This window comes from Nocardiopsis codii (assembly GCF_036327455.1).
In the GTDB taxonomy this organism is placed as follows: domain Bacteria; phylum Actinomycetota; class Actinomycetes; order Streptosporangiales; family Streptosporangiaceae; genus Nocardiopsis; species Nocardiopsis codii.
In genome coordinates, this window is sequence record NZ_JAUZMY010000054.1 from 1 (window position 1) to 22,423 (window position 22,423).

General features: G+C 72.7%; 22 protein-coding genes. 18 read left to right on the forward strand and 4 right to left on the reverse strand.

Annotation, left to right across the window (positions count from 1 at the left end; translation table 11 throughout):
- Positions 1-786: 786 nt before the first annotated feature.
- A complete protein-coding gene (locus Q8791_RS30445; RefSeq protein WP_330095305.1) occupies positions 787-1,563 on the forward strand; it encodes a ParA family protein in 777 nt (258 codons plus the stop codon).
- Complete coding sequence (locus Q8791_RS30450; RefSeq protein ID WP_330095306.1) at positions 1,560-1,904, forward strand: hypothetical protein; 345 nt, start codon at positions 1,560-1,562, stop codon at positions 1,902-1,904. Before Q8791_RS30445 ends, Q8791_RS30450 begins: the two co-directional genes overlap by 4 nt.
- Positions 1,905-2,412: 508 nt before the next feature.
- Here Q8791_RS30450 and Q8791_RS30455 read toward each other — a convergent pair.
- Positions 2,413-2,988: a hypothetical protein gene (locus Q8791_RS30455; RefSeq protein ID WP_330095307.1), complete on the reverse strand. Its 576-nt coding sequence runs from the start codon at positions 2,986-2,988 to the stop codon at positions 2,413-2,415.
- 238 nt (positions 2,989-3,226) lie between these two features.
- Here Q8791_RS30455 and mobF point away from each other — a divergent pair, with 238 nt between their 5' ends.
- Positions 3,227-6,847 (forward strand): MobF family relaxase, encoded by a 3,621-nt coding sequence (gene mobF, locus Q8791_RS30460; RefSeq protein ID WP_330095308.1) that lies wholly within the window; start codon positions 3,227-3,229, stop codon positions 6,845-6,847.
- A 255-nt stretch (positions 6,848-7,102) separates the two neighbouring features.
- Here mobF and Q8791_RS30465 read toward each other — a convergent pair whose 3' ends face one another.
- From Q8791_RS30465 to Q8791_RS30475, 3 genes are all read right to left on the reverse strand, one after another.
- A complete protein-coding gene (locus Q8791_RS30465; protein ID WP_330095309.1) occupies positions 7,103-8,728 on the reverse strand; it encodes a hypothetical protein in 1,626 nt (541 codons plus the stop codon).
- A gap of 292 nt (positions 8,729-9,020) precedes the next feature.
- Positions 9,021-10,121, reverse strand: a complete 1,101-nt coding sequence (locus Q8791_RS30470; protein WP_330095310.1) for an XRE family transcriptional regulator — start codon at positions 10,119-10,121, stop codon at positions 9,021-9,023.
- Between the two features lie 243 nt (positions 10,122-10,364).
- Positions 10,365-11,117, reverse strand: coding sequence for a GntR family transcriptional regulator (locus Q8791_RS30475; RefSeq protein WP_330095311.1), 753 nt, complete (start codon positions 11,115-11,117; stop codon positions 10,365-10,367).
- Positions 11,118-11,280: 163 nt separating this feature from the next.
- Between Q8791_RS30475 and Q8791_RS30480 the strand changes: the two genes are divergently transcribed.
- The 15 genes from Q8791_RS30480 (at position 11,281) to Q8791_RS30550 (ending at position 22,206) form a co-directional block, all read left to right on the forward strand.
- Positions 11,281-11,883 carry a hypothetical protein gene (locus tag Q8791_RS30480; protein WP_330095312.1) on the forward strand — a complete coding sequence of 201 codons (603 nt, stop codon included), beginning with the start codon at positions 11,281-11,283 and terminating at the stop codon, positions 11,881-11,883.
- A 31-nt stretch (positions 11,884-11,914) separates the two neighbouring features.
- A complete protein-coding gene (locus Q8791_RS30485) occupies positions 11,915-12,289 on the forward strand; it encodes a hypothetical protein (RefSeq protein ID WP_330095313.1) in 375 nt (124 codons plus the stop codon).
- Between the two features lie 89 nt (positions 12,290-12,378).
- Positions 12,379-12,546, forward strand: coding sequence for a hypothetical protein (locus Q8791_RS30490; protein WP_330095314.1), 168 nt, complete (start codon positions 12,379-12,381; stop codon positions 12,544-12,546).
- A gap of 93 nt (positions 12,547-12,639) precedes the next feature.
- Positions 12,640-12,993, forward strand: coding sequence for a hypothetical protein (locus Q8791_RS30495; protein WP_330095315.1), 354 nt, complete (start codon positions 12,640-12,642; stop codon positions 12,991-12,993).
- A 115-nt stretch (positions 12,994-13,108) separates the two neighbouring features.
- Positions 13,109-13,273, forward strand: a complete 165-nt coding sequence (locus Q8791_RS30500; RefSeq protein ID WP_330095316.1) for a hypothetical protein — start codon at positions 13,109-13,111, stop codon at positions 13,271-13,273.
- Positions 13,273-14,721, forward strand: a complete 1,449-nt coding sequence (locus Q8791_RS30505) for a hypothetical protein (protein WP_330095317.1) — start codon at positions 13,273-13,275, stop codon at positions 14,719-14,721. Before Q8791_RS30500 ends, Q8791_RS30505 begins: the two co-directional genes overlap by 1 nt.
- Before the next feature lie 223 nt (positions 14,722-14,944).
- On the forward strand, positions 14,945-15,274 hold the full coding sequence (locus Q8791_RS30510; protein ID WP_330095318.1) for a hypothetical protein: 330 nt from the start codon (positions 14,945-14,947) through the stop codon (positions 15,272-15,274).
- Positions 15,271-15,459: a hypothetical protein gene (locus Q8791_RS30515; RefSeq protein ID WP_330095319.1), complete on the forward strand. Its 189-nt coding sequence runs from the start codon at positions 15,271-15,273 to the stop codon at positions 15,457-15,459. The genes Q8791_RS30510 and Q8791_RS30515 overlap by 4 nt, the downstream gene beginning before the upstream one ends.
- 13 nt (positions 15,460-15,472) lie before the next feature.
- Positions 15,473-17,191 (forward strand): hypothetical protein, encoded by a 1,719-nt coding sequence (locus Q8791_RS30520; protein WP_330095320.1) that lies wholly within the window; start codon positions 15,473-15,475, stop codon positions 17,189-17,191.
- Between the two features lie 33 nt (positions 17,192-17,224).
- Positions 17,225-19,300, forward strand: coding sequence for a hypothetical protein (locus Q8791_RS30525; RefSeq protein WP_330095321.1), 2,076 nt, complete (start codon positions 17,225-17,227; stop codon positions 19,298-19,300).
- A gap of 353 nt (positions 19,301-19,653) precedes the next feature.
- Positions 19,654-20,292: a P-loop NTPase family protein gene (locus tag Q8791_RS30530; protein WP_330095322.1), complete on the forward strand. Its 639-nt coding sequence runs from the start codon at positions 19,654-19,656 to the stop codon at positions 20,290-20,292.
- A gap of 30 nt (positions 20,293-20,322) precedes the next feature.
- Entirely contained in the window at positions 20,323-20,577 is a 255-nt protein-coding gene (locus tag Q8791_RS30535) for a hypothetical protein (RefSeq protein ID WP_330095323.1), read from the forward strand.
- Between the two features lie 85 nt (positions 20,578-20,662).
- Positions 20,663-21,247 (forward strand): NUDIX hydrolase, encoded by a 585-nt coding sequence (locus Q8791_RS30540; protein ID WP_330095324.1) that lies wholly within the window; start codon positions 20,663-20,665, stop codon positions 21,245-21,247.
- Complete coding sequence (locus tag Q8791_RS30545; RefSeq protein WP_330095325.1) at positions 21,244-21,471, forward strand: hypothetical protein; 228 nt, start codon at positions 21,244-21,246, stop codon at positions 21,469-21,471. The genes Q8791_RS30540 and Q8791_RS30545 overlap by 4 nt, the downstream gene beginning before the upstream one ends.
- Before the next feature lie 594 nt (positions 21,472-22,065).
- Positions 22,066-22,206 (forward strand): hypothetical protein, encoded by a 141-nt coding sequence (locus tag Q8791_RS30550; RefSeq protein ID WP_330095326.1) that lies wholly within the window; start codon positions 22,066-22,068, stop codon positions 22,204-22,206.
- Positions 22,207-22,423: the final 217 nt, after the last annotated feature.

Consider the following 22,423-nt stretch of genomic DNA (forward strand, 5'->3'; position numbering starts at 1 on the left):
CCGGGAGGAGAGGATCGCGATCCTGGACATGGGGCCCACCGACTTCATGCGCTACCACCTGGCCCAGGACGACCTCCAAGCGAGCGGGGAAGGCGCCCAGCCGTGACCGCCCCCAGAGAGCGTCATCATGGCGATGACAATGTCATCGCCATGATGACGAATCCGTCATCGCTGTGATGACATCGTCATCACGGTGATGACGCCTCTGGCCACCGTGGCCAACCCCCGCCGGACACGAGGACACCGTGTCCTGGCCATGGCCACCTTGGCCAGGACACCCCCGGCACGGTGGCCACCGCGTGGCCACACCGCGCCCCGATGCCGGCGCGGCGACGACGAATCCGGCATGGGGGCGCGGGCATCGCTGGCCATGGCCAGGGCGTTCTCCGCCGGTGGCCGGGAGACGGTGGCCACCCCGCGTGCTACGCGTGATACGTCTCGCACGCCTCGCACCCGTATCACGCGTGCGAGGCGTATCACTCCAGCTCACGGCCCCATCCGGACACCAGGAGCGGCGTGGCCACCGCCTGGCCATGGGTCTGTCCGTGGCCACGCACCTGCGGCGCGGTGGCCACCTCACCCCCGGACACGCCCGGCCGGAGGAGCCCCCGAGGCGGTCATGTCCGGGGTTGGCCAACCCCGTGTCCAGGGCGCGCTGGCCATGGCCAACGGAGACGGCCACACCCCCGCACGGGCAGGCGTGATACGCGTAGCACCCGTATCACTCGTAGCACGCCTCGCACGGGTGCGAGGCGTAGCACGCGTGCGAGGTCTACGATCACGGCCATGGACATCTATGCCGTCATGAACCAGAAGGGTGGTGTGGGCAAGACCGCCAACACCATCAACCTGGGGGCCGCCATCGCCGAGTCAGGCGAACGCGTCCTGCTGATCGACTTCGACCCCCAGGGACACCTGACCGATGCGCTGGGTGTGGAGGAGGCACCCGACTCCAGCACGCTCAAGCAGGCACTGCTGGGGGAGTGGGACGGGGACCTGCGCCGCGTCATCGTGGACTACCGGCCCGGCCTGCACGTGCTGCCCACCAACCTGGACGCCTTCGTCCTGGACCGCGGGCTCTACATGGTCCAGGGGCGCGAGCACCGCCTGGCCCGCGTGCTGGAGGCCGTGGAGGGGGACTACGACGTCTGCCTCATCGACTGCCCGCCGTCCCTGGGAGCATCCAGCGACGCCGCCCTGATGGCGGCCCGCGACCGCGAGGGCCACGGGGGCGGGGTCATCGTGCCGGTGGAGGCCGAGGACTCCTCCATCCGCGCGCTGCGCCTGCTGCTGCGCCAGATCGGGACCCTGAGCCACGTCATGGGGGTGCGCATCGACGTCCTGGGCCTGGTGCCCTCCCGGGTGGACGTGCGCGGCGGCAGCATCGTCACCTCCACCCTGGAAGCGTTCCGCGGCCTGGGCAGCCCCCCGGTGATCGGTGAGATCCGGGTCCGCAAGGAGATCCGCGAGGCCTGGCGCGAGAAGGTGCCCGTCACCGAGTACTCGCCGCGCTCCTCCGCGGCCGAGTGGTACCGCGACCTGGCCAAGGCGGTGCGCCCGTGAGCACCCGCAAGAAGACCACGGGGCCGGACATGGGCGGACTCCAAGACGACTGGAACCGCGTGGCCCAGCTCCGCCAGGAGGAGCACGCCCCGCCGGCGCCCGCGACCTCCCCCGAACCGGCCCCTGCCCCGCAGGCCGACCCTGCGGCGAAGTCCGCTGATTCGCCCGCGATGAGCCGCCGCAGCTGGTATGCCGAACAGGACGCCGTCGAGGCCCTGGCCAAGACCGTGGAGGAGCTGCACTTCGCCACCCGCGCTCCCAAACACCAGGTCGTGAGCGAGCTGTTCCGCGCGGCCGTCGCCGCGGCGCCGAAGGTCCAGAAGAAGCTCTCGCACGAGTGATACGCGTGATACGCCTCGCACGCGTAGCACCCGTAGCACGCGTGCGAGGCGTATCACTCCAGGTCAAGAACATGCTCGCGGGTGTCGTGACCGGCTGTGGGCGGTGTGGGGGGAGTGGACCCCACGCTAGACCTGGCACTAGACCCCGCACTGGTCCCAGCACTAGACCCCGCGCTAGACACGCGGCTTGACTCACCCTCTGCCACCGGTCTCGTCTTTCCCGGTCAGACCCCCTTGCCGACACCTTGCCGACGCCGACATCTCCCCTTCTGAACAACACCGACCACCCGACCACACGCCCGTGCATTACTTCCGAGGGACCTCTCCCAGGTACCCAGGACGCACAAGCCAAGGCAGGACCTACCAGGGAGCACGCAGCCACCCAGCAGACCACGCAGAGCATTCACACTCCATGCATCCAGGTCGATTACACCTAGGCACCAAGGTCGATCACACCGAGGCACCACTGGTGATCTCGGATTCGTCCGGGACGTAAGCCCCGGGCGGATCAGTCCTCCCAGATCCGGGCGTCCCGGATCGCCTCGGTCAGCGCGACGGCCCGGCGCAGCACGTGGTCGAGGCCGTCCTCGGGGAAGCGGCCCTCGCGCACAGCGGCTTCCACCCCGCTGAGCACCGCGCACACCTCCATGGGCGTCTCCAGGCGCACCGGCCGTTCCACCTCGACCGGCACCTCGACCTCGACGGTGCGCACCCGGCCGGGGGCAGGGACGGGGACCTCGATGCGGGCGCTGCGGGTCGCGGTCCGGGTCACGGTCTCGCGGATCACCTCCCGGACCGGTTCGTCCTCGGGTCGGGCGGTCCCCGCGGCCTGGTCGCGCTCCTGGCGGCGGCGGGCGGAGTTCACCTCCCACTGCCGGTTCCGGTGCGCCTTGGAGCAGTAGGTGGCCGGCCGCCCCCGCCCCGAGTAGGGGACGGGGTCGCCGCACCATCCGCAGGTGCGGCTCACCAGACGCGTGCGGGTCGTGGTGGTGATGCGGGGGGTGCCGACGTAGGGGCGCCCCTGGGGGTCGAGGGCGGGCAGCTCCTGGTCGCCGTCGCCCTCGTCGCGGTGTTCGTGGTCCATTGCGGCACCGTACCGACCCACACCCCTTTACGTCCTGGACGAATCCGCGACCACTAGCAGTGCCACGGTGTGTGGAGACCCGATTCGGGCGTGCTGACTGAGGTCAGGAGGGTGCCGGGGAGGGGGTGCTGGTGGTGGGGGAGCGGGGTCGCTAGGGTGCTCTGGAAAATGCGGGTGAGTGCGCAGGGATCTGCGATCCGGACAGACGGCGCGGCGCGCGCCGGGGGAGGAGGGGCGCGTGGCGTGGCTGACCGTGCTGGGCCCCTCCGAGGAACAGGTCGAGTACCGCCTCTCCGAGCAGTGCGGGTGCGACCGGACCGCCGCCCCTGAGCACGACCAGGAGCAGCAGGACGCCGCCCTGGACTACCGGCTGCAGGGGGCCGACCGGCCGATCACCCGGATCGGGTCCGGGTGGGAGGAGCTGGGTTACGAGGCCGGGCAGGCGCTGCGCACCGGTGCCGACTACGACTCGGTGCGCGCGGTCATGGGCGGCGCCGACCCCACCACCGGGCAGCAGCTGGTGGCGCCGAAGATGGCGGTGGACCCCCGCGCGAAGCTGGCCGCGGCGCCGCTGGTGGCGGCGGTGGAGGCGGTCGCGGCCGCCGCCCACACCACCCCCGCCGCCCTGCTCGCCCACAGCGCCCGCAGCGCGGCCCGTTTCGCGCGGCTGGTGCGGGGGCTGGCCCGCGACGGTGAAGGGCACCGCGCCCCGATCAAGGACCTGCGCCCCATCGCGGCCGCGGCCGGGGTGGACCTGGACGTGCTCTACGACGCCGAGGTCTTGGCGGTGGCGCGCGAGCACGCCGACGCCAAGGTGCGGTTGGGCAACCGGGGATATGACCTGGTCCTGAACATGCCCAAGAGCGTCAGCGTGCTCTACGGGCTGGCCGATCCGGCCACGGCCGCGCGGATCGAGGAGCTGTACCTGCGGGCGGTGTCCGAGACCGTCGACGCGGTCCAGGGGTGGTGCGCCTACGGGGTGGCCGGCCACCACGGCGACGGCCGCACCGCTGAGCGCGTCGACAGCAGCGGACTGCTGGGGACGGTGACGCTGCACCGCACCGCCCGCCCCGTGGACGGCCAGGTCGGGGACCCGCACCTGCACGCCCACGTGATGATCGCGAACATGGTCCGCTGCGACGACGGCCAATGGCGGACCGTCGCCTCGGGGGGCCGTGACCTGCACCGGCACGTGCAGGCGGCCGGGGAGATGGCCAAGGCCCGGGTGCGCGACCTGCTGGCCGCTGAGCTGGGCGTGGAGTGGGAGCGGTGCGCCCACTCGGGGGAGTGGGAGATCGCCGGAATCGACCAGGACGTGCGCGGGGTGTTCTCCCGCCGCGCGGAGCAGGTCAGGGCCGTGGCCGGAGACGGCGCCAGCGCGGGAGAGCAGCGCGCACAGGCCCGCAAGTCCGCCCACGCGAAACAGGACGTGACCCAAGCGGACCTGCGCACGGCGTGGGTCGAGCGCGCCACCGACGCCCGCATCAACCCCTACGCCGTGGTGGCCGAGGCCCTGTGGCGGGGCTGGGGAGGAAGCGCCGGCGCTCCCGTGCGCCCGCGGGGGCCGGGCCCGGACGTGGATGAGGTGGCGGCGCAGGTGTGGGACCCCGAACACGGGGTCACCGCCCACGCCAAGACCACCACCCGCGCGAAGGTGTTGGCCGCGGTCGCGGACGCCTACCCGGACGGGATCGCCTCGCGGGCCGCGTTGGAGGCGCTGACCGACGCCGTCCTCGATCACCCCATGGCGGTGCGCCTGCCCGCCCAGGGGCCCTCCCCGCTATCTCACGCCGACCGGTACACCTCCGTGGACCTGGTCCACGCGGAGCGTGCGATCACGGCTGCCGCGACCATGCGCCGGGACAGCGGGGCCGGGGTGGTGCCCGGGGAGACGGTGAAGAAGGCGCTGGCCGTCTGGCAGAAGGCGCGCGGGTTCGCGCTCAGCGTTGAGCAGTGCCGGGTGGTGGTGCGGCTACTCATGGACGGGCACGGCCTGGACATGGTCCAGGGCGTGGCCGGGGCCGGGAAGACCAGCATCATGTCCGCGGCGCGCGCCTGCTGGGAGGCGGCCGGGCTGCGCGTGGAAGGGGCGGCGGTGGCGGCTGTGGCCGCCGAGGGGTTGCGCGCCGAAGCGGGCATCACCGCCCGCACCGTCGCGTCCTGGCTGCAGCGCATCGAGGGCGGGCGGGGTCTGGAGGGTGTGGACGTGCTGGTCCTGGACGAAGCGGCCATGGTCGCCGACCGGGACCTGGCCGTCCTGGTGGGCGCCGCCTCCCGCACCGGCACCAAGATCGTCGGGATCGGCGACGAACAGCAGCTGCGCCCCGTGGGGGCCGGCGGGTCCTTCGCCCGCGTGCACCAGCTCCTGGACGGGGAGACGCTGACGGAGAACCGGCGCCAGCGCACTGAGGTGGATCGGGCGGCGCTTCAGGTCTGGCGCCAGGGAGCCCACCGGTCCGCGCTCGCGCTGTGGTCCGAGCACGGCCGGATCCACGCCCCAACCGATCTGGAGGCGGCCTACGGGCGCATGGCCGCGGCCTGGTGGGCCGACCGTCAGGCTTACCTTGACAGCCCGCACGAGGCGATCGGCCGGGTGCTGATGCTCGCCGCGACCAACCGCGACGTGCACCGTCTCAACACGCTCACCCGCGCGATCGCCCGCACCGAGAACACCCTGACCGGCGACGACGTGACCTTCCGGGTGCGCGGGGGCGACCGGCTCGCCCTGGCCGTGGGCGACCAGGTGCGGGTGCGGCGCAACGACTACCGCTCCCACCGCGACCCGGCCCGAGCGGACGTGCTCAACGGCCACCGCGCCCTGGTCGTGGACGTCCACGCGACCCGGGGCGCGAGGATCGAGTGGCGCCAGCACGGCGAGATCAAACGCGAGTGGATCAGCCCGGACCAGATCGGCAGCGGCCACCTGGTGCATGGCTACGCGATCACCGTCGCCGCCGCCCAGGGGCTGACGTGCGACCGCGCCCACGTCCTGGGCCTGGGGGCCGACGCCAACACCCTCTACCCCGCCATGAGCCGTGCCCGCGACCGGGTCGAGCTGTACCTGCCCGCGGCCGACCTGCGCAGCGAGGAGGACCAGCTCCGGCACGGCCCCGCCGCCGACGAACGCGAGGAACTGGCCCGGGTGCTGGCCGCCTACACCCGCACCCTGGCCCCCGCGGCCGAGGTGATGGTCACCGACGAACTCCCCGTCGAGGCATCGGGGGCCGGCGCCCCTCCGCCCCCAGCCCCAGCACCCGAACCGGAGCCCGTGCCGGAGCGGGAACCCGGACCGGACCCGGCCCGCGAACGCGTAGAGGACCTGGCGGCCCGTCTCGCCCAGGCCCGCGCCCAGGCCGCCGCCGCCGAAACACTCCTGCGCCAGCGGCGCACCGAGGCGGAGCTGGCCGAGGAGCGCGCCCGGCTCGGACGGGTGCGGCTGATGTGGCAGGGCGCCGCCCCGGGCGCGGCCCGCGAGGCCGCCTATGACGCTGGCCGCGAGCGCAGCGCGGCCATCGACCACGACCTGCGGGCCAGCGCCGCCGTGCGGGGCCTGGAGAAGGCCCTGCACGCGGCCGAGCGCGAGTACGCCCAGCGCCAGACACAGATCCGCAAGCTGGAGCCCTACGCCGCCTCCCAGGGCATCACCCGGAGCGGCCTGCACGCCCTGGACACCCAGGACCTGGCCGACCTGGAGGCCGCCTACCGCGCCCTGCAGAACGAGGAGCGCGACCAGGCCTGGCGCAACGCCATGCGGGTCGACCGCAAGGTCGTCCCCCGGCCCCCCAAATCGAAGACCCCGGGCCCGCACCGGTACCCCGCACCCGAGGCACCCCGGCGCGGGTACGGCTACGGCCGGTAGAGGCCTCAGCGGGGCGTGGCGGGTGCCTGGTGGTACCCGGGGGCCAGCCCCCGGGACCCCCGTAGCCGAACGGGAACCTGGCGCCCATCCGACGCGCGTGACCGTGCGTGGCAGGCGCCAGAACCCCGCCCGGTCCAGGACCGTGGCGTGCGCCGCCAGTGGTGGCGGAGTGGCCCCCGGCCGACCTGTTAGCGCAGGTCAGCCGAGGTTTCCCGGGTGATCAGACCCCCCAGATGTACAAAGTAAAGCTGGCGGTTAGCGGCCCCCGTCGACGAGCTCTTCATCGGCAGGCGGGGTGAACAGCCGCCTAGCGGCGGCCGCCGCCTCGCGGACCCGCTCGGGCCGGGAGGCCAGTTCAGCGCTCATCCGCGCCCGGTCCGCCATAATCTGCGCGATCTCGTCCGGGGTCAGCCCCTCGAACTCGTCCGCGTCTTTGGCCTGTGCGCCGGTGTGGTCGCGCCAGACGCCGTCGGCGTCCTGGGAGTACTCCACGACCTCACCGGCCGCGAGCGAGCGCACCCGCTCCGCCTCGGCGCACTCCGCGCACCGGCCCCGGGCGTCCAGGGTGGTGCAATTCGGGTGCCACAGGCAGCGCGGGCGAGGAGCGGCGGCCCCGCCGCCCATGGGAGCCCCGCCCAGCCCGTCCCCGTGGCCCTGTGCGAACGCCTCAGGGGCCGACAGGCGCGTAGCCAGGGCCCACTGGCGCTTGACGTTGTACAGGCCCGCTGAGGCGATCTCACGCAGCCGCATCGGGGTCATGCCCCGATCCAGGGCTGCCTGGGCCATGGCCACGAGCCGCCGCCGGTCCTGGACGGGGTCCCCGAGGGGTTCCGCGCCCAGTCGTGCGGTCTCGGACAGCAGCTGGTCCACGAGCAGTTCGGCCGCCGTCGGCGGTGCCGGGGACTCGACCGGCTCAGCGGGTGCCGGACCGGGGTCGTCAGCGGGGCGCGCAGCGTCCCCGCCAGCCCCGTTCACGCCCTGGTCGTCGTCCTGCTGAGCTGATCCCTGCCCGTCCGGTCCGTCCGGGCCGCTGACCTGCGAAAACTCCTCCTGTGGTTGAGCACCCACGGACGGACTGGAATCGGGGTCAGCATCGCGGGGGTAATGCATATAGGGGTTGGGGGTTTCTGAAACCCAGGGGGGTGGGTTTCTGAAACCCAGGGGGGTGGGTTTCTGAAACCCAGGGGGGGGCGGATTCTGACCTTCGCCCGGGTCCGAGGTCCCCGGCTCGGAGAGGGAGGTACCCCCCTCTGAGAGAGGGGGGGCCTCGAAGGGGTCCTCGGGGGGGCCCTCCAGGTCCTGCGCTGAGGACCGCGAGGGCTGCTCCTCCTGGTAGGCGGCCTCAGCGGCGCGACGGTCCTTCGCGCGGCGCTGAGGGGCTTCCTTGCCCGCGTCCTTGCGCTTGGCCCGGGTGCCGATCAGGCCGGTGATGTCCGGGCGCGTCTCGGGCGTGATGGGGTCCAGGCCCAGGCCGCGCTCGGCGCGCATGAGGTTGACGCGGACCAGGTCCTCGGGGGTGTAGGCGGACGCGGGGATCAGCAGCTCGATGACGGCAAGCGTCTCGTCGGGGCTGATGACGACACCGGCCGCAGCCAGGACGTCCAGGCGCAGCTGGCCCTCGAGCTTGCGGGCGACCCCGAACTCGCACAGCGTGTTGACGGCGTTCTTCGCGGCCGACTGGCTGGAGTAGCAGGCCTTCTGGCCGATGTTCTTGTTGGTCAGCCAGCAGAACCCGCCGTCGGGGTCGACGGCGTTCGCGATGACCCCGGTGATGGTGTGCAGGATCGGGGTCGCGATGTCGAGGTCCCGGACCCACAGGTACGGGCTGAACTTGAGCTTGTACTTGGCGCGCGTGCTGACACGCGGCTGCTTCGGGGACACGTCTGCCTTTCTCGGCGTATCCCCTAGACCTCGGTGGACCAGCCGCCCCCGTTGGGTACAGTGGTCCTAGCAGATTGAGGTCTGGTCGGGGATGAACCGCCAGTAGAGCTTTTGTAGAAGGCCGGGAGCGCCAACTCCTGGCCTTCTGTCTTTTGTGGGGCGGGGATCTCTCCCCGCCCTTCGTGCTGTCCTGGCACTCTAGCCAGGTCTCACACTTGATGCCCTGGAGTCACACCAGAGCCTGTGGAAAAGCCCGACCGGATGACCGGCCGGGCTTTCGTCTTCCCTCTACCTACGCGGCATGTGCCGCGAGGGACCGCAGCTCTTCCACGTAGTCCTGGGCTTCCTGTTCATCGCCGTACTTCTCGGTGAGGACCTGTCCCAGTTCCTGGCCGACCATCACCAGCGACGGCACGGACTGCCGGGTGCCTTCCAGCGCCCGGCGTCCGTAACCGATGGCACCTTCCAAGTCACCGGAGCGGGCCGCGACCACTCCCTTGGTCACGTAGGCCTCCGCCGCCCGCATGGGCGCTACCAGGCGTCCTGACCAGTCCGTGGACGTGGCGAGAACTTCGTCGGCCAGGCCGTCAGCCAGGCGGTTGCTGCCGGACCTCCTGAGCACATCCATCGAGTAGAAGTCGAACTTGCCCGGGTCCACGACGAAGTGGTGACTGGGATCCATGGGCGGCGGCAGAGTCTCCAGCAGCTCGCGGCCGCGTTCGAGGGAAAGCTCGACCCGCCCCCGATTGCCGATGCGCGCCCAGGCCTTGGCCTGCTGGGCGTAGAGCTGCACGCTCACCGACTGAGCACCGGCCGCCTCGATGCCTGCCTCCGCCGCGGTCAGTACCGTGCGGTAGTCCCCTCGCGCGAGGGCGAACCAACAGGTCATCTCGTGCGCCCAGCCGACGATGTGCGTGTCGCCGGCCTCTGTGCCCAGACGCATGGCAGACCGGCGCGTGCTCTCCGCGGCCGGGCTGTGGCCGATGTCCTGTTCGAGGCAGCCGACCAGGAGTGCGAGCATCCCGGCCAGGGACAGGATCTCGCGGTGCTGTGTCAGGCTGACCCGCAGGTCCAACAGGTCCGCCAGACGCCCCAGCCAGGCCCGCCCCTCCGTCAGGAGCTGGTGGGCACTGACGACGGGGTAGTCCGAGCAGAGTCGGTCCACCGTCAGCCTCAAGGACTCCAGGGTGGCCTGGTCCACGGAGGACTGTCGCAACCGCGCGAGCAGCTCCGGCGTGTCCGCCCCGGGGACGGCCGCTTTCAGGACCTCCTGCGGACTGCGCGGAGCGAAGAAGGCACCCGAGACGCTGCCGAACAGCGCGGCGATCATCTGCTGATACTCGCCGGACGGGAGTACGCGGCCGCCCTCCCAGCGCTTCCACTGATCGAGCATCGTGGCCGAGGCGGGCAACTCACGAGTGGTCTCGTACCGCAGTCGCTCGACACAGTCGCGCTGCGTCCACCCTCGGAGCTCGCGCTCTTTCCTGATTCGCCGCGCCCATGGCGCCATCCCAGTCATGCCTTCACGCTCCCCATCTCGCACGGATTCGTCTAGGTGGCATCTGGGGGGCATTCCCCTGCCCCCCAGATGCCTCTCACAGGTCAGGAGCGTCTTCGCCACGGTGAGGTCATGCGATCAATCTGCCGCCCACTCGTACTCCAGCACCCACTGGAAAGTCGGCATCACGTGCTGTGTGACTTCTACCGGGGTTCCGTCCTCGGTGTAAGCGATGTGCAGCACGGAGTAGACCTGCTGGTCTTCCCCCAGACGCAGGAAATCGGCTTCCTCCTCCGACGGAGGGCGTGTGCGGATGCGCTCTGTGAAGCGAGTGACCCGATGTCCGAGGTCTTCCAAGCGCGAGTACGTCCCGCCCGGACCGGTGTCCTCCTGCGTGATGGGCGTGTCCTTCGCGATCGTCCAGGGCACGTAGGACGTCGCGATCTGAACGGGCGTCTCGTCCGCAGTCATGTGGCGGTGGCGAATGGCCGCGATGTCGTCCCGTCCGAACTGAAAGATCTGCGCGATCTCGGCTGGAGGGGTCGCAGGCCCCAGCTTCACCAGCTTGCTGTGCGGGACGTGGCCCAGGGAGCGCACCTCGGTGGCGAAGGCACCCCGCGATTGTCCCTGCTCACGTGCGGTCTTCGTGTACCTCGCCGTCGCGTTCCGAACGATCGGCTTGATCTCGTGCACCACCGTGCCAGTCCCCCTCTCGATACGGACAAGTCCCTCGGTGCGCAGCGCCATCACCGCTCGCTGCACCACCGGCTGGCTTACGCCGAACTCGTCAGCGAGCGACTTCTGGGGCGGGAGGCGCTTCCCGCGGGCGTAGGCGCCGGAGGAGATCCGTTCGCGAATCTCTTCGGCGATCTCTCGATATCGGCTGGTCATGTCGGTCGAATCTTCCCTTCGTCGACACCCTTTATAGCAACCCAGTTGACATAGTATCACTGGAGAGAGATAGTAGGTCTAGAGCGAGACGCTAGGCCGCTCGGGAGTGGATGCCGGTGAGCAGGGGTGATCCCTGCCCACCACCAGCAGAGAGGAGCACGCGATGCAGTCGCAGCCGACTATCGCCCAGGTCGCCATCGAGGCCGGCGCCACCCGCGCCGACGTGGTCCGCGTGCTCACCCAGGGCGGCACCACCGAGGCCGACTGGCACATCGCTCGCACGATCGAGCGCCTCGGCGGGCGCCGCGCCAGTGAGCTGGTGCTCATGGCGGGCCGCGACCAGATGATCGCCGAGATCTGGGGCGACTCCGGCGCAGTTCCCGCCCTGGTCGCCGCCACCAACGAGCTGGCCGAGTACGACTCCGAGGTGCGGGTCTACCCCGAGTCCACCGCCCCCGACGCCCCCACCACGGTCGCCCCGCACCACCCCGGCGACGACACGCCCGCCGAGGAGGACGAGGACGCCCGCGCCGAGCGCCACCAGGTCCGCCTGTGGGCCGTGGTCGCGGGCCTGATCGCCGTCCGCCGGGGCACCGACCCCGAGGCCACCAAGACCCGGGTCGACAGCATCGTCGCGCGGTGGACCACCCCCGACGACGTCCGCGAGGGCCTGACCGGCTTGCTGCGCCGCACCGCTGAGCGCGCCCCCGAACTCCGTGCGGCCCACGCCCAGCGCCTGCTGGACACCTACGTCACCGCCGCCTGACCAGCACACACCCACACAGAAAGAGGACAGCATGCGCAACCCCGACGGCTTCACCCGCATCGTGAGCTTCACCCGGGTCGGATTGGAGACCGTGGTCGAGCCGCTGACCGTGCACGCCGACAACGAGCTGGACTTCACCGTGCAGATCAGCGCCTATGCCCGGCGCCACCTGGCCCCGTCCACCTCCGTGCAGGTGAGCGCGCACCCCGACGCGGCCGAGGGCACCCTGCACGCGGAGCTCATGGGCCGGACCGCCACCGCGTTCGGGCGGGGCCCGCTGCTGGGGGAGATCACGGTGTCCCTGCCCGCGCCGCCCGACGCGCTCGTGCTCGTGGACGCCCAGATCGCCCGGCTCCAGTCCCGCCGCGGCCAGCTGCTGGAGGAGATGACCGGGGTCCCGTTCTAGGCCCGGTCGGTGCCTCTGTCCCGCCCGCCCGTCCTGCGGGCGGGGCGGGGGGACCGCCCGGTCCACCACCCACACGAGAGGAGCCCGCCATGGGCCAGCAGTACAAGAACGAGCAGTTCGGCGACCTGGACGGCTTCACCTTCGGCGACAACGTCGTGCTGGACGGCTGCGCGGTCGGCCCCGGCGCCACGGTGACCGACGGCAAGGTCGTGCGGGGCCAGGAGGTCACCACCAAGGACGACCGCAAGAAGAAGTAGACCCCACCCCTACGAACGCAGCGAGCCCCGCCGGGATTGCCGCCCGGCGGGGCTCTCGCACACCCGACCCACCTTGAACAGGAAGAGACACAGATGCGCGAGAACGAGCGTACCCGTCAGAGCGCGGTCGCCACCCGCGACTGCCCCACCTGCGACTGGGAGATCGTCACCGACTCCGCCGACCTGGCGGAGGTCGAGGCGGTCACCCACCGCGTCGAGGAACACACCACCGAGGAGGAGCGGGCGCGGATCGGCGTCCTGGTCGAGGGCTACCAGCGGTGGCTGGACGAGCTGCCCGCCCGGGTGCTGCTCCTGGCCGTGTGGGAGGTCCTGGACACCCCCACCACGCCCGCGCTCGCCCTGGTCCCGGTCGATGTCGACGGCACCTGGCCCGCCGACACCGTCGAGGCCGGCGACGTCGTCGCGGAGCGGGGGGCGGCCGCATGAGCCTGTTCCGCCGCCTTCTGCGCTGCGACCACGCCCCCCGCTGCTGCGGCGCCCAGCCCATGGATTGGGACGTCATCCGGTCCCTGTACGTGTGCTGGACCTGCGGGAAGACGCGATGAGTCTGCTGCTGATGACGGGGGCTCTGGCCCTGCTGTGCACCGCCACTGCGGTGCTCCTGGCCGCCACCGGCGGCCGCGACCTGATCCACACCGAGCACCCCCTGCCCGAGCCCGACCGCCGCGCCCGGCGCGGCGCCCCGACCAAGAAGGAGGACAGCTGATGTCGAAGAAGAAGGGGCGCCCCGCCGGGGCGCCCGAGACCGCCGCCCCCGCCCCGGACCTGTCCGAGGTCGTGGCCGACTACACCGCCCAGGCCGCGGCCGCCGACCAGCTGGCCCAGGTCGACACCACCCACCTGGACACCCCCGAGGCCAACCCCCAGGCGCTGTCCACGCTCACCAGCGAGCGCACCCGCACCGCCCGCGAGAAGATCGAGCTGGGCTACGCCCGCGAGCGCCTGGAGGCCACCGACGACCACCAGGCGCTGGTGGATCAGATCGCCCAGCGCCGCACCCGGTCGGCCGCGGTGACCGCGCGCACCGAGCGGGCGGTCTCCGAGGGCCTGGCCGACGCCGACGAGGCCGCCGCCGAACTCGCGCAGGTGCGTGCGTTCGAGCGGGGGGCGTCCCCGGCGACCGCGACCCGCCGCCTCATGGAGGCGGTGCGCGGGTGGAGGCGGGAGGAGTTCGCCTACGCCATCGCCGGCAGCGGCTTGAGCGCGGCCGGGGTCGCCTCGTTGGTGAAGGCGTCCACGACGCTGCCCTGGTGGGGTGCGATCGCCGTCGCGGTGGCGCTGGAGGTCGTGCTGACCGTGCGGGTGATCCGCCTGATCGGCCAGCGCGCCGAGTTGGCCGAACAGCACAAGGGCCAGGCCTTGGTGAAGACGTCTGCCGGGGCGAAGGCGCTGACCTTCCTCACCGCGCAGATCGTGGGCCTGCTGGCCGCGAGCGTGGCCCTCAACTTGGTGGGTCTGGCCTTCTTCGACACCTCCGCCCTCGGAGTCCTGGGGGCGCTGGGGGCGGGGGCGGCCGCGCTGGCGTCCTGGTCGGCGTGGCAGGCCTCGGTGGCCGCCGCTGAGACCGTGCGCTCCAACATCACCGCCTGGCAGGGCGGCGACTGGGCGGCCTCGCGTGAGGAGCTGCGCTCCCGCGCGGCCGGTGCCCTGATCCCGGATCTGGCCGAAGCGCCGGCCCCGCAGGCGGCGCCGGTCGAGGACGAGGACTCCGAGGTCGAGCGGATCCGCCGAGTCCTGGCGGTGCTGGCCGATGAGCGCATCACCGCGCTGGCCGACCGTGGCACCGACGCCCTGGCAGTCATGCTCCACTCCGGCCCGCCCGCCACGCCCGCTACGGGCGCTGACCAGCAGGTGCCACAGCCCGCCACACCCGCCGCCACGGTGCCGCACGCCCCCGTGGCGAACCCCGCACAGGAAGAAGAGGAGCAGGAAGAGGCTCTGGAGGGGCGGACCTGGCCGCGCCCGGTCGACCCCGAGCAGGGACGCCGCCAGCTCATCGACTACGCCCAGTGGCAGATCGGCCGGGGGCAGGCGCCCGGGGTCCGCGACGCGGCCCGCCGCATGAACACCTCCGCCCGCTCGATCACCCGCTACAAGGAATCGCTGGCGGGCGACTACCCCGAGCTGATGGCGGCCTTCCGCCAGCAGCCCTGACCCGCCCCACCCTGTGGCACCCGCTCTGACCTGCGGGTGCCACAGGAGCACCACCGCCCGCCCCGGCGGGTGCGCACACCTTCCCCGACCCCGGCCGGGGCGGGTGTGCGCACCACTCCGGGGGCCGTGGCGCGCGAGGTGACACCACCCCCTTTCCGGGGGCGGTGAGCTGACGCGCGAGCGGCCCCGCACCACCACCCACACCGAAGGAAGGAGATTCGTCGTGTCCTACATCAAGCACCGCCCCGAGGTCGGCCTGGGCCGCCGCGAGGACACCCCCGAGGGGGAAGCGCTCATCTGGCGCGTGCGCTGCGCGTGCGGCACCACCGCCGAGGCCGCGCACTACCGGTACGCCGACGCGGCGGCCGCCGTGGAGGAGCACCGGCTCGCGGCCGCGCCGCCGCCGGGCAAGAGGTGCCGCGAGCCCAAGAAACACCGTGTGGCCTGGCACGACTGGTGCCCGCTGTGCGCGAACCAGCTCACCCTGCCGGGCTTTGAGGACCTGATGGCCACCACCCCCACCCGCACCGACCTCACCAAGGAGCGCGCATGATCCGCGGCTGTCTCGCCCAGGCCTTCGGCATCTTCGTCATCGGCTCGCTGGTCCTGTGGGTCTTCGGCAATCCGGAGTCGGTGGCCGGCCTCTTCCTGAGCGTGGTCGGGCTGATCGGTGAGGGCGGCGACTCCATCGGCCGCCTGGTCACCGCGCTCACCCCCGCCATCGACGGCCTGCTCTGAGCTGGAGGACCAGATGAGCACCGATACCGACCAGAGCCCGTCGGGGCCGCCGCCCAGGGTGAGCGGCCCCGACGGGCAGGAGTACGAGCTGCGGGTGCGCCCCAGCGCCGAGGCCTCCCCCGACGAGGACACCGACCAGGACAAGAAGACGAAGGACAAGGAGGAAGCGAACCCGGTGCGGGCCGGGCAGTGGGCGGCCGGGGGCGTCTCGGCGGCCGCGGTCGGCGCGGCCGGCCTCTACCAGCTGGCCGGTCCCTGGGGCCTGGCCGCCGGGTGCGCGGCCACGGCCGTGGCCGGGGCCGCCTACGGGGTGCACCGCCTGCGCAAGGGCAGGGGCGCCCGCGAGCGCGGCAGCCGGGGCGGCCGTGGTGGCCGGGGGTTGCGGGCCATGGGCGAACGCCTGGGCGGCGGATCCCGGCGCGGGAGCGGCCTCTCCGGCGGTCTGGGCCGTCTGGGACGCCGGGGCGGCGCCGGGACCGGAGCAGGAGCCGGTCTGGGCGGGGGGCGAAGCGCACGGTCGGCGACGTCCTCGATGGGGTCGGCCGGTCTGGGCAAGGCCGGAACGGGCCGCGCCGGAAGAGGCGCACGTGGTGCCGGGTCCTCCCCCACGGGAGGGCTGCGGGGCGCGGGTGCTCGCGTGTCCGGCCTGCTCAGGTCCGGGCGGGCGGGACGCGCCGCAGGCGCCGCTGGGCGGGGGTTCTCCCGCCCCGGCGCGGGCCGTACCGGACGGGTCCGGGGCGCGGTCGGGCGTGTGGGCTCCCTGCTGGGCGGGGCCGCCGGACGCGGAGCCCGCTCCGCCCGCACAGCCCGGGGGCGTGCGCACTCCACGGTCGACGGCGGCCACACCGCCCGCTCGGGCGGGGCGGGCCGGGGCCTGGGCCAGCGCCTACGTGGCGCGGGTGTGCGGCTGCGGGGTGCGGCCCGCCGCCTGGACGGGGCGACCGGTGGGCGGCTCTCCCGCGCGGCCAAGGCCACCCGCGAGCGGAGCCGGACGGCCGGGGAGCGGGTGCGCTCCTCGGGCCCCTTCAAGCGGATGCGCACGGCCTGGACGAAGGCCCGCACGTCCCGCACCGGCCGCGTGTTGGCCGCGGTGCTGGGGGTCATGGCCATCCCGGCCGTGGCGCTGTGGCACAAGATCCGCCCCACCAAGACCGACGACACCACCACGACGAAGGAGGAGACCACCACCACCGGCGCCGCCGAGGCCGGGGTCGAAGCGCCCGGTGAGGAGGAGAGCGCCGGGACCGCGTTCGGGGCCGGGGCCCCGGACCACGAGGACGTCCACGTCCCCGGCGGCGGCATGCCCGACCCCGAGGACCCCACCCCCACACCCGAGCCCGGCCCCATCGGGCCGGAGCCGACCATCCGTTTCGCCAAGAAGGAATCGAGAGCCGAAGTGTCGATCAACCCGTTGAGCAGCTCCTCCGCCCAGATGAACGCCGCCGTGTCCGCCTACGTGCCCGAGGACATGTGGGCGGTGCGCCAGGAGCTGCGCCAGCTCCCGGCCATGTGCGAGAACGTCGCGCTCGCGCTGCGCACCTACGTCACCCGCCTCAACGACAACTACCCCATCGACGACGCGGTGCTGGAGAAGCTGTTCAACGTGTTCGAGCAGCTCGGGAAGGCCGCCAACGTCGCGCAGGAGGTCAGCCCGCTCTTCGAGGGCGTGCACGCCGACGAGATCCGCCGCCGCGACGCCCCGCGCCCCAACGAGCGCGCCTGGAACGTCTGAGACCCCCGAACACCAACCTGGAAGGAGAGCATCATGGGCAAGCGCGGTCGCCGCGAGCGCGGCGTGGACTGGTCGGTGACCGGTGGCGGGCCGGTGTCGAACACGGCGGTGGCCGCGCTGGGCCTGGCCGCCGCCGCGGCCACCGGCCACGGCCTGGCCGTCTCCCCGGTGTGGGGGGCGGCCGCCGGGGTGGCCGGCGCCGCCACCAACGTCATGATCGGGGCGGCCGCCGAGGCCTCCCCCACCGGGCAGGTCATCAACATCGCCCGCTGGGTCGGGGCGGGCGGGTGGCTGACCTGGTGCCTGTCCACCACCCCCTGGGACGTCAACTCCATGCTCACCCTGGTCGTGGGCTCCGCGATCTCGGCGGGGCTGGCCCCGCTGGCCCGGGGCGGGCGCCCCGCGCACACCGCCCAGGGCGGCGCCCTGGTCCTCAACGCCACCTCCCGCACCGAGCGAGAGTGGGAGCAGCGCCTGGGCCGGATCGTGCACCGGACCCCGTTCCGGGTCACCCGGACCGTGGCGTGGGAGACGGGGGCGGGGTTCACGCTGCACGTGGACCTGCCCTCGGGCGTGACCCGCAAGTCCCTGGAGACCCACACCGACGCCCTGGCCGCCGACGCGCGCCTGCCCGAGGGGTGCGGGGTCGAGCTGGACAAGGCCGAGTCCAGGGGCAGCGTGCGGCTGCACGTGGCCACCGTGGACCGGATGCGCAGCTCGATCGACTACCCCGAGGACTACAGCCCGCGGTCGATCATGGACCCGATCGTGCTGGGTGAGCACCGCGACTCCTCCCCGGCGCAGGTGATGTGGCGCGAGCACTCCGCGCTGTTCTCCGGACAGCGCGGGTCGGGCAAGACCACGATCCTCAACGTCGGCACGGCCGGTGTGGGGCGGTGCACGGACGCGCTGATCTGGCACATCGACCTGACCGGCGGCGGCCTGTCCCGGGCGTGGCTGGACCCCTGGCTCAAGGGGGAGGTGGAACGCCCCGCCCTGGACTGGGCGGCGTGCACCCCCGCCGACGCGCACGCGATGGTCACCGCCGCGCTGGGCATCGCCAAGGGCCGCAAGGCCTCGGGGTTCGAGAAGAAGATGGCCGCCGACGTCAGCCTGCTGCCGATCGGGGCCGACCTGCCCCAGATCATGCTGTTCGCGGACGAGGGAAAGACCCTGCTCAACCCCTCCAGCAGGGGCATCATCGCCAAGATCCGCGACGGCCTGGAGGAGCTGCAGGACATCGCCCGCGACTCGGCGGTCAACCCCGTGCTCTCCACCCTGAGAGCCACCGCCGACACGCTCAACGCCGGGATCAAGAAGGGCGCGGTCACCCGGGTGGCCATGGCCGGGTCCGACGACGAGGAACTCGCCTACCTGCTGGGATGGAAGCGCAACCTGTCCGTGGACGACCTGGCGGGGCCGGGCACGGCCTACCTGACCGACGGCCAGGAGATCCGGCCCATGCGCGGCTACAACCTCACCCCGCGCCGGGTCGCGGAGATCAGCAGGACGATCTCGGCGCGGCGCCCGGAGCTGGAGCAGGAGTCGCGCACCGCCGCCGGAGCCGCCTACCTCAACAGGTACGAGCGGATGCGGGCGACGTTCGGGGTGCCGGGCGGGGCCCAGACCCTGACCGAGTCCGGCGACGTCCAGGACAGCGAGTCCACGCAGGTCGCCGTCCCCGGGGAGAAGCCCAGGTTGCGTTCGGTGCCCACCGCCGCCACCTGGCTGCGCGAGGACCCCGCACCCGCCCAGGCGGCTGAGCCGACCCCGGTCGGGTCGGACCTGGGGTCGTGGCTGACCCCCACCGAGCGCACCCGCACCGCCCCGGCCGGCGCGGAACGGGAGGCCTGGGACGGGGTGCCCGACATCATCAGCCGGGCGCTGGAGGTCTTCGACCGCCTGGCCGACGACCGGGTCCACTCCAAGGAGCTGGCCGAGGCGCTCGGGATGACCCAGCAGGAACTGGCCGAGGCACTCAAGCGACTGGGGGTGGAGTCCCTGCCGAACAAGTTCGTGCGGCGGGGGTCGAGCCTGCGCGGGTACGAGCGCGGCGCCCTCGAAGCAGTCGCGCAGCGTAGCCGCGAGGCCGCTTCGCGACCCGCCTGAAGGACTGGCCAACCCCCCCATGGACCCCCCACGCGGGGCGGTCGCACCGTGGGGTACCCCATGGACTCCCACACCCCCTCTGACCTGGGGCATGGGGGAGTCCGTGGGGGGGTTGGGGGGGTGGCAGGCACCCCCCTTTTCCGGGGCCTGGAGGGGGCGAACCCCCCCAGGGTGGGGGTCCCCCACCCCCCCACGGCACGCCCGCCGGCGGGCGCACCGCCACCCCGACATCTGTCACTGAGAGTCACCGCGCCCGGGCGCTGGCCTGGTCTCCCCCACCCCCGCACCGGGGGGCGGGAGACCAGGGGACCGCCCGGTCCACACCGCTGCACACCAACCGGAAGGACACCGCCGTGACCGTCACGACCACCACCTTGCAGACCGACGCCCCGCTCGCCCTGCCCCTGGGCACCACCCCCGAGGGGACCCCCGTCTCCTGGCAGTTGCTGGACGCGGCCGGCCAGACCGAGCACGGCGTCATCACCGGCCGCCGCGGCTGCGGCGGCACCACCGCCCTGGCCCGACTGGCGACCCAGGCCCGCGCGGCGGGGGTGCACACCGTCCAGGTCGACCTGGACGGCGGCCCCGCATGGGCGGCGGCCGCGCACCGCATCACCACCGCGGCGCAGCTGGAGACCGGCCTGGCCCAGCTCACCCACACCCGCGACACCGCCCCGACCCTGGTGCTGGTCGATGGCCACCGCGCCCTGGTCGAGCGGCGCGAGGCGTGGGAGGAACTGCTCATCGCCTCCCGGGCCCAGGGCGTGGCCGTCGTGGCCCGCCTGCACAGCCTGGCCACGGCCCACTCCGGCGGCTCCCTGGTGCGCAGCCTGCTGCTGTCCAGCGGCCAGTACGCCGCACTGGGCGCGTGCCTGGACCTGGCGACCCCCGCCGTGCTGCCCGGTTACCGCGAGCCCGCCGCCTGGCCGCACACCGGCAGCGGCGTCTACGGCCACAGCGGCCAGACCACCCAGCTCACCGTCACCGCCTGACACACCCGACCGAACCCACTGGAGGACCTCATGCCCACGCCCATGACCGCCGGAGCCATGCGCACCCTGCTGGAGAACCTGCCCGAGAACACGCCCCTGTACGACGACGCGACCGGGCGGCCGATCCTCGACGCCTACGTCGACACCGACGGCGCCCCGACCCTGGTCCTGATGCTGGACAACCCCGAGGTCGACCAGGTCGCGAACTCCTACACCGGCGGCGGAACGTTCAGCGGCGTGCTCATCCAGACCGGCGGCAACGTGCACGGCAACATCCGCCTCTGACCACGCCCACACGACGACGGCCCGCCCGGTTCCGGCCAAGGACCCCGGGCGGGCCACACCCCTTACACCGAGAGGCATCACCAGTATGACCACGCAGACCACGAAGGCCCTCAAGCGCTGCTGCGGCTCCAGTGTCGGCATCATCATCACCGACGAACAGGACCGCCTGCTCATGGTCGAGCGCGGCTGGTTCCCCCACGGCATCGCACCCGTGGCCGGCCACGTCTACGACGAACACACCGACGTCGCCGACGCCCTGGCCGCCGAGGTCGAGGAAGAGGTCGGCCTCACCGTCACCTCCAGCGAGCGCATCGGCCGCGGCCACATCCCGAACCTGTGCGCGTCCCTGCCCGCACAGCCCCGCCCGGGCCACCACTGGTGGCTCTACCGCGCCACCGCCACCGGCGCCCTGCGACCCGCCCTCGGCGAGACCAAGGGCGCCGCCTGGTACACCCCGCGCGAGGTGCGGGCCCTGGCCGACCGCACCCTCGCGCACGCCCGCGGCGAGATCACGCAGCGCGAGTTCGAGACTGACCCCGGCCTGGAGGCCGTCTGGGTCCTGCTGCTGCACGAGGCCGGGCTGCTCCAGGCCTGCTACGAGGAGCTGGTGCTGGCCCGCAAGCTGTACACCGTCGCCCCCGACGAGTACTGGCTGGGAGGACGCCCGTGACCCCCGCGATCCTGCCCGTGCTGGAGGAGATGCCCCTGCACACCGAGGTCGTGGTCGAGGCCGGCGGCGACGTGGTGCGCGGCTGCTTGCTCGACTACTCCGACTGGCACCTGTGGCTGCACGGCCACGACCAGGAGTACACCGACCACGACCGCCCCTGGCGGGCCCGCCTGTCCACGGTCACCGCCGTGACACGGGTGCCCGACCCTCCGCGCTGGTCCTGACCGTCCCGAGGAGTAGCCCCTCAGCCGAGGGCCGATTTTTGGAACCCCGCCCCCGTCCCGGACACCTGTCCGGGGCGGGGGCTTTCGTGTTCTGGGGCGCAATCACTTGCGCCGGACGGCGTCCGTGACCTGCCCCGCGCAAGCCGTTGCGCGAACGGGCCGATGGCCGCCAGCGGCGCAACGCCTTGCGCGGGGCAGGTCACGGCTCTACCGCTAAATCCTGGAGCAATCCTTCTCGCCCCCTGCCGCCCAGGACGGGAGCGTCACTCGCGCCCAGTGCGAAGCGGGGGGAGGCTACGTCGCGCCCTTGCAGATCCCCTCAGTCTTCATCGGAACCTGCGTGGCAGGCACCCAGGCCGGCCTGCCCGTCGCCATGGACGGCTTCAACTAGCCGTTCAGCGGTGGCTGCCAGAGTCTGCGGCGGCACCACTGCGGTCGGGTTCGCCCGCCGGGGCGGTTCCCGTTCAGGCAACGACCCATCTGCGAAAATCACTCTCCGAGTTCACATGATTACTCTAGAATTCGGCGGTGGGGGCGGCTCGGGAGCATGACCCACCCCTCCCCCGCAACCGTCGACATGATCTGAGGAGACCGATGCGCCGCATCATCGCCGCTTTCGCCCTGACCGCCGCCGCCCTGGGGACGATGGCCGCCCCCGCCGCCGCACAGGACAACCCCTGTGCCGCCGCGTCGGGCATGGCGCTCCTGAGTTGCCTCGCAGAGAACGGCCTCTAACCGCTCCTACTCCCGGTTCGGCGGGAAACGGCCCCTGAAACGCGCCAGCCCCCACGCAACGCACCGTTGCGCGGGGGCTGCCCTGTGCCCGGATCCGTCAGTCTGAGTTGACATGCCCCCGATAAGGTTCACTTATCGGCGGTGACGTTTAGGAAAAAGAGTGCCCCCGGCGCCCGCCGCCGGGGGCACTTCGCGTGAAGCCACCCGCCTCCGAGGA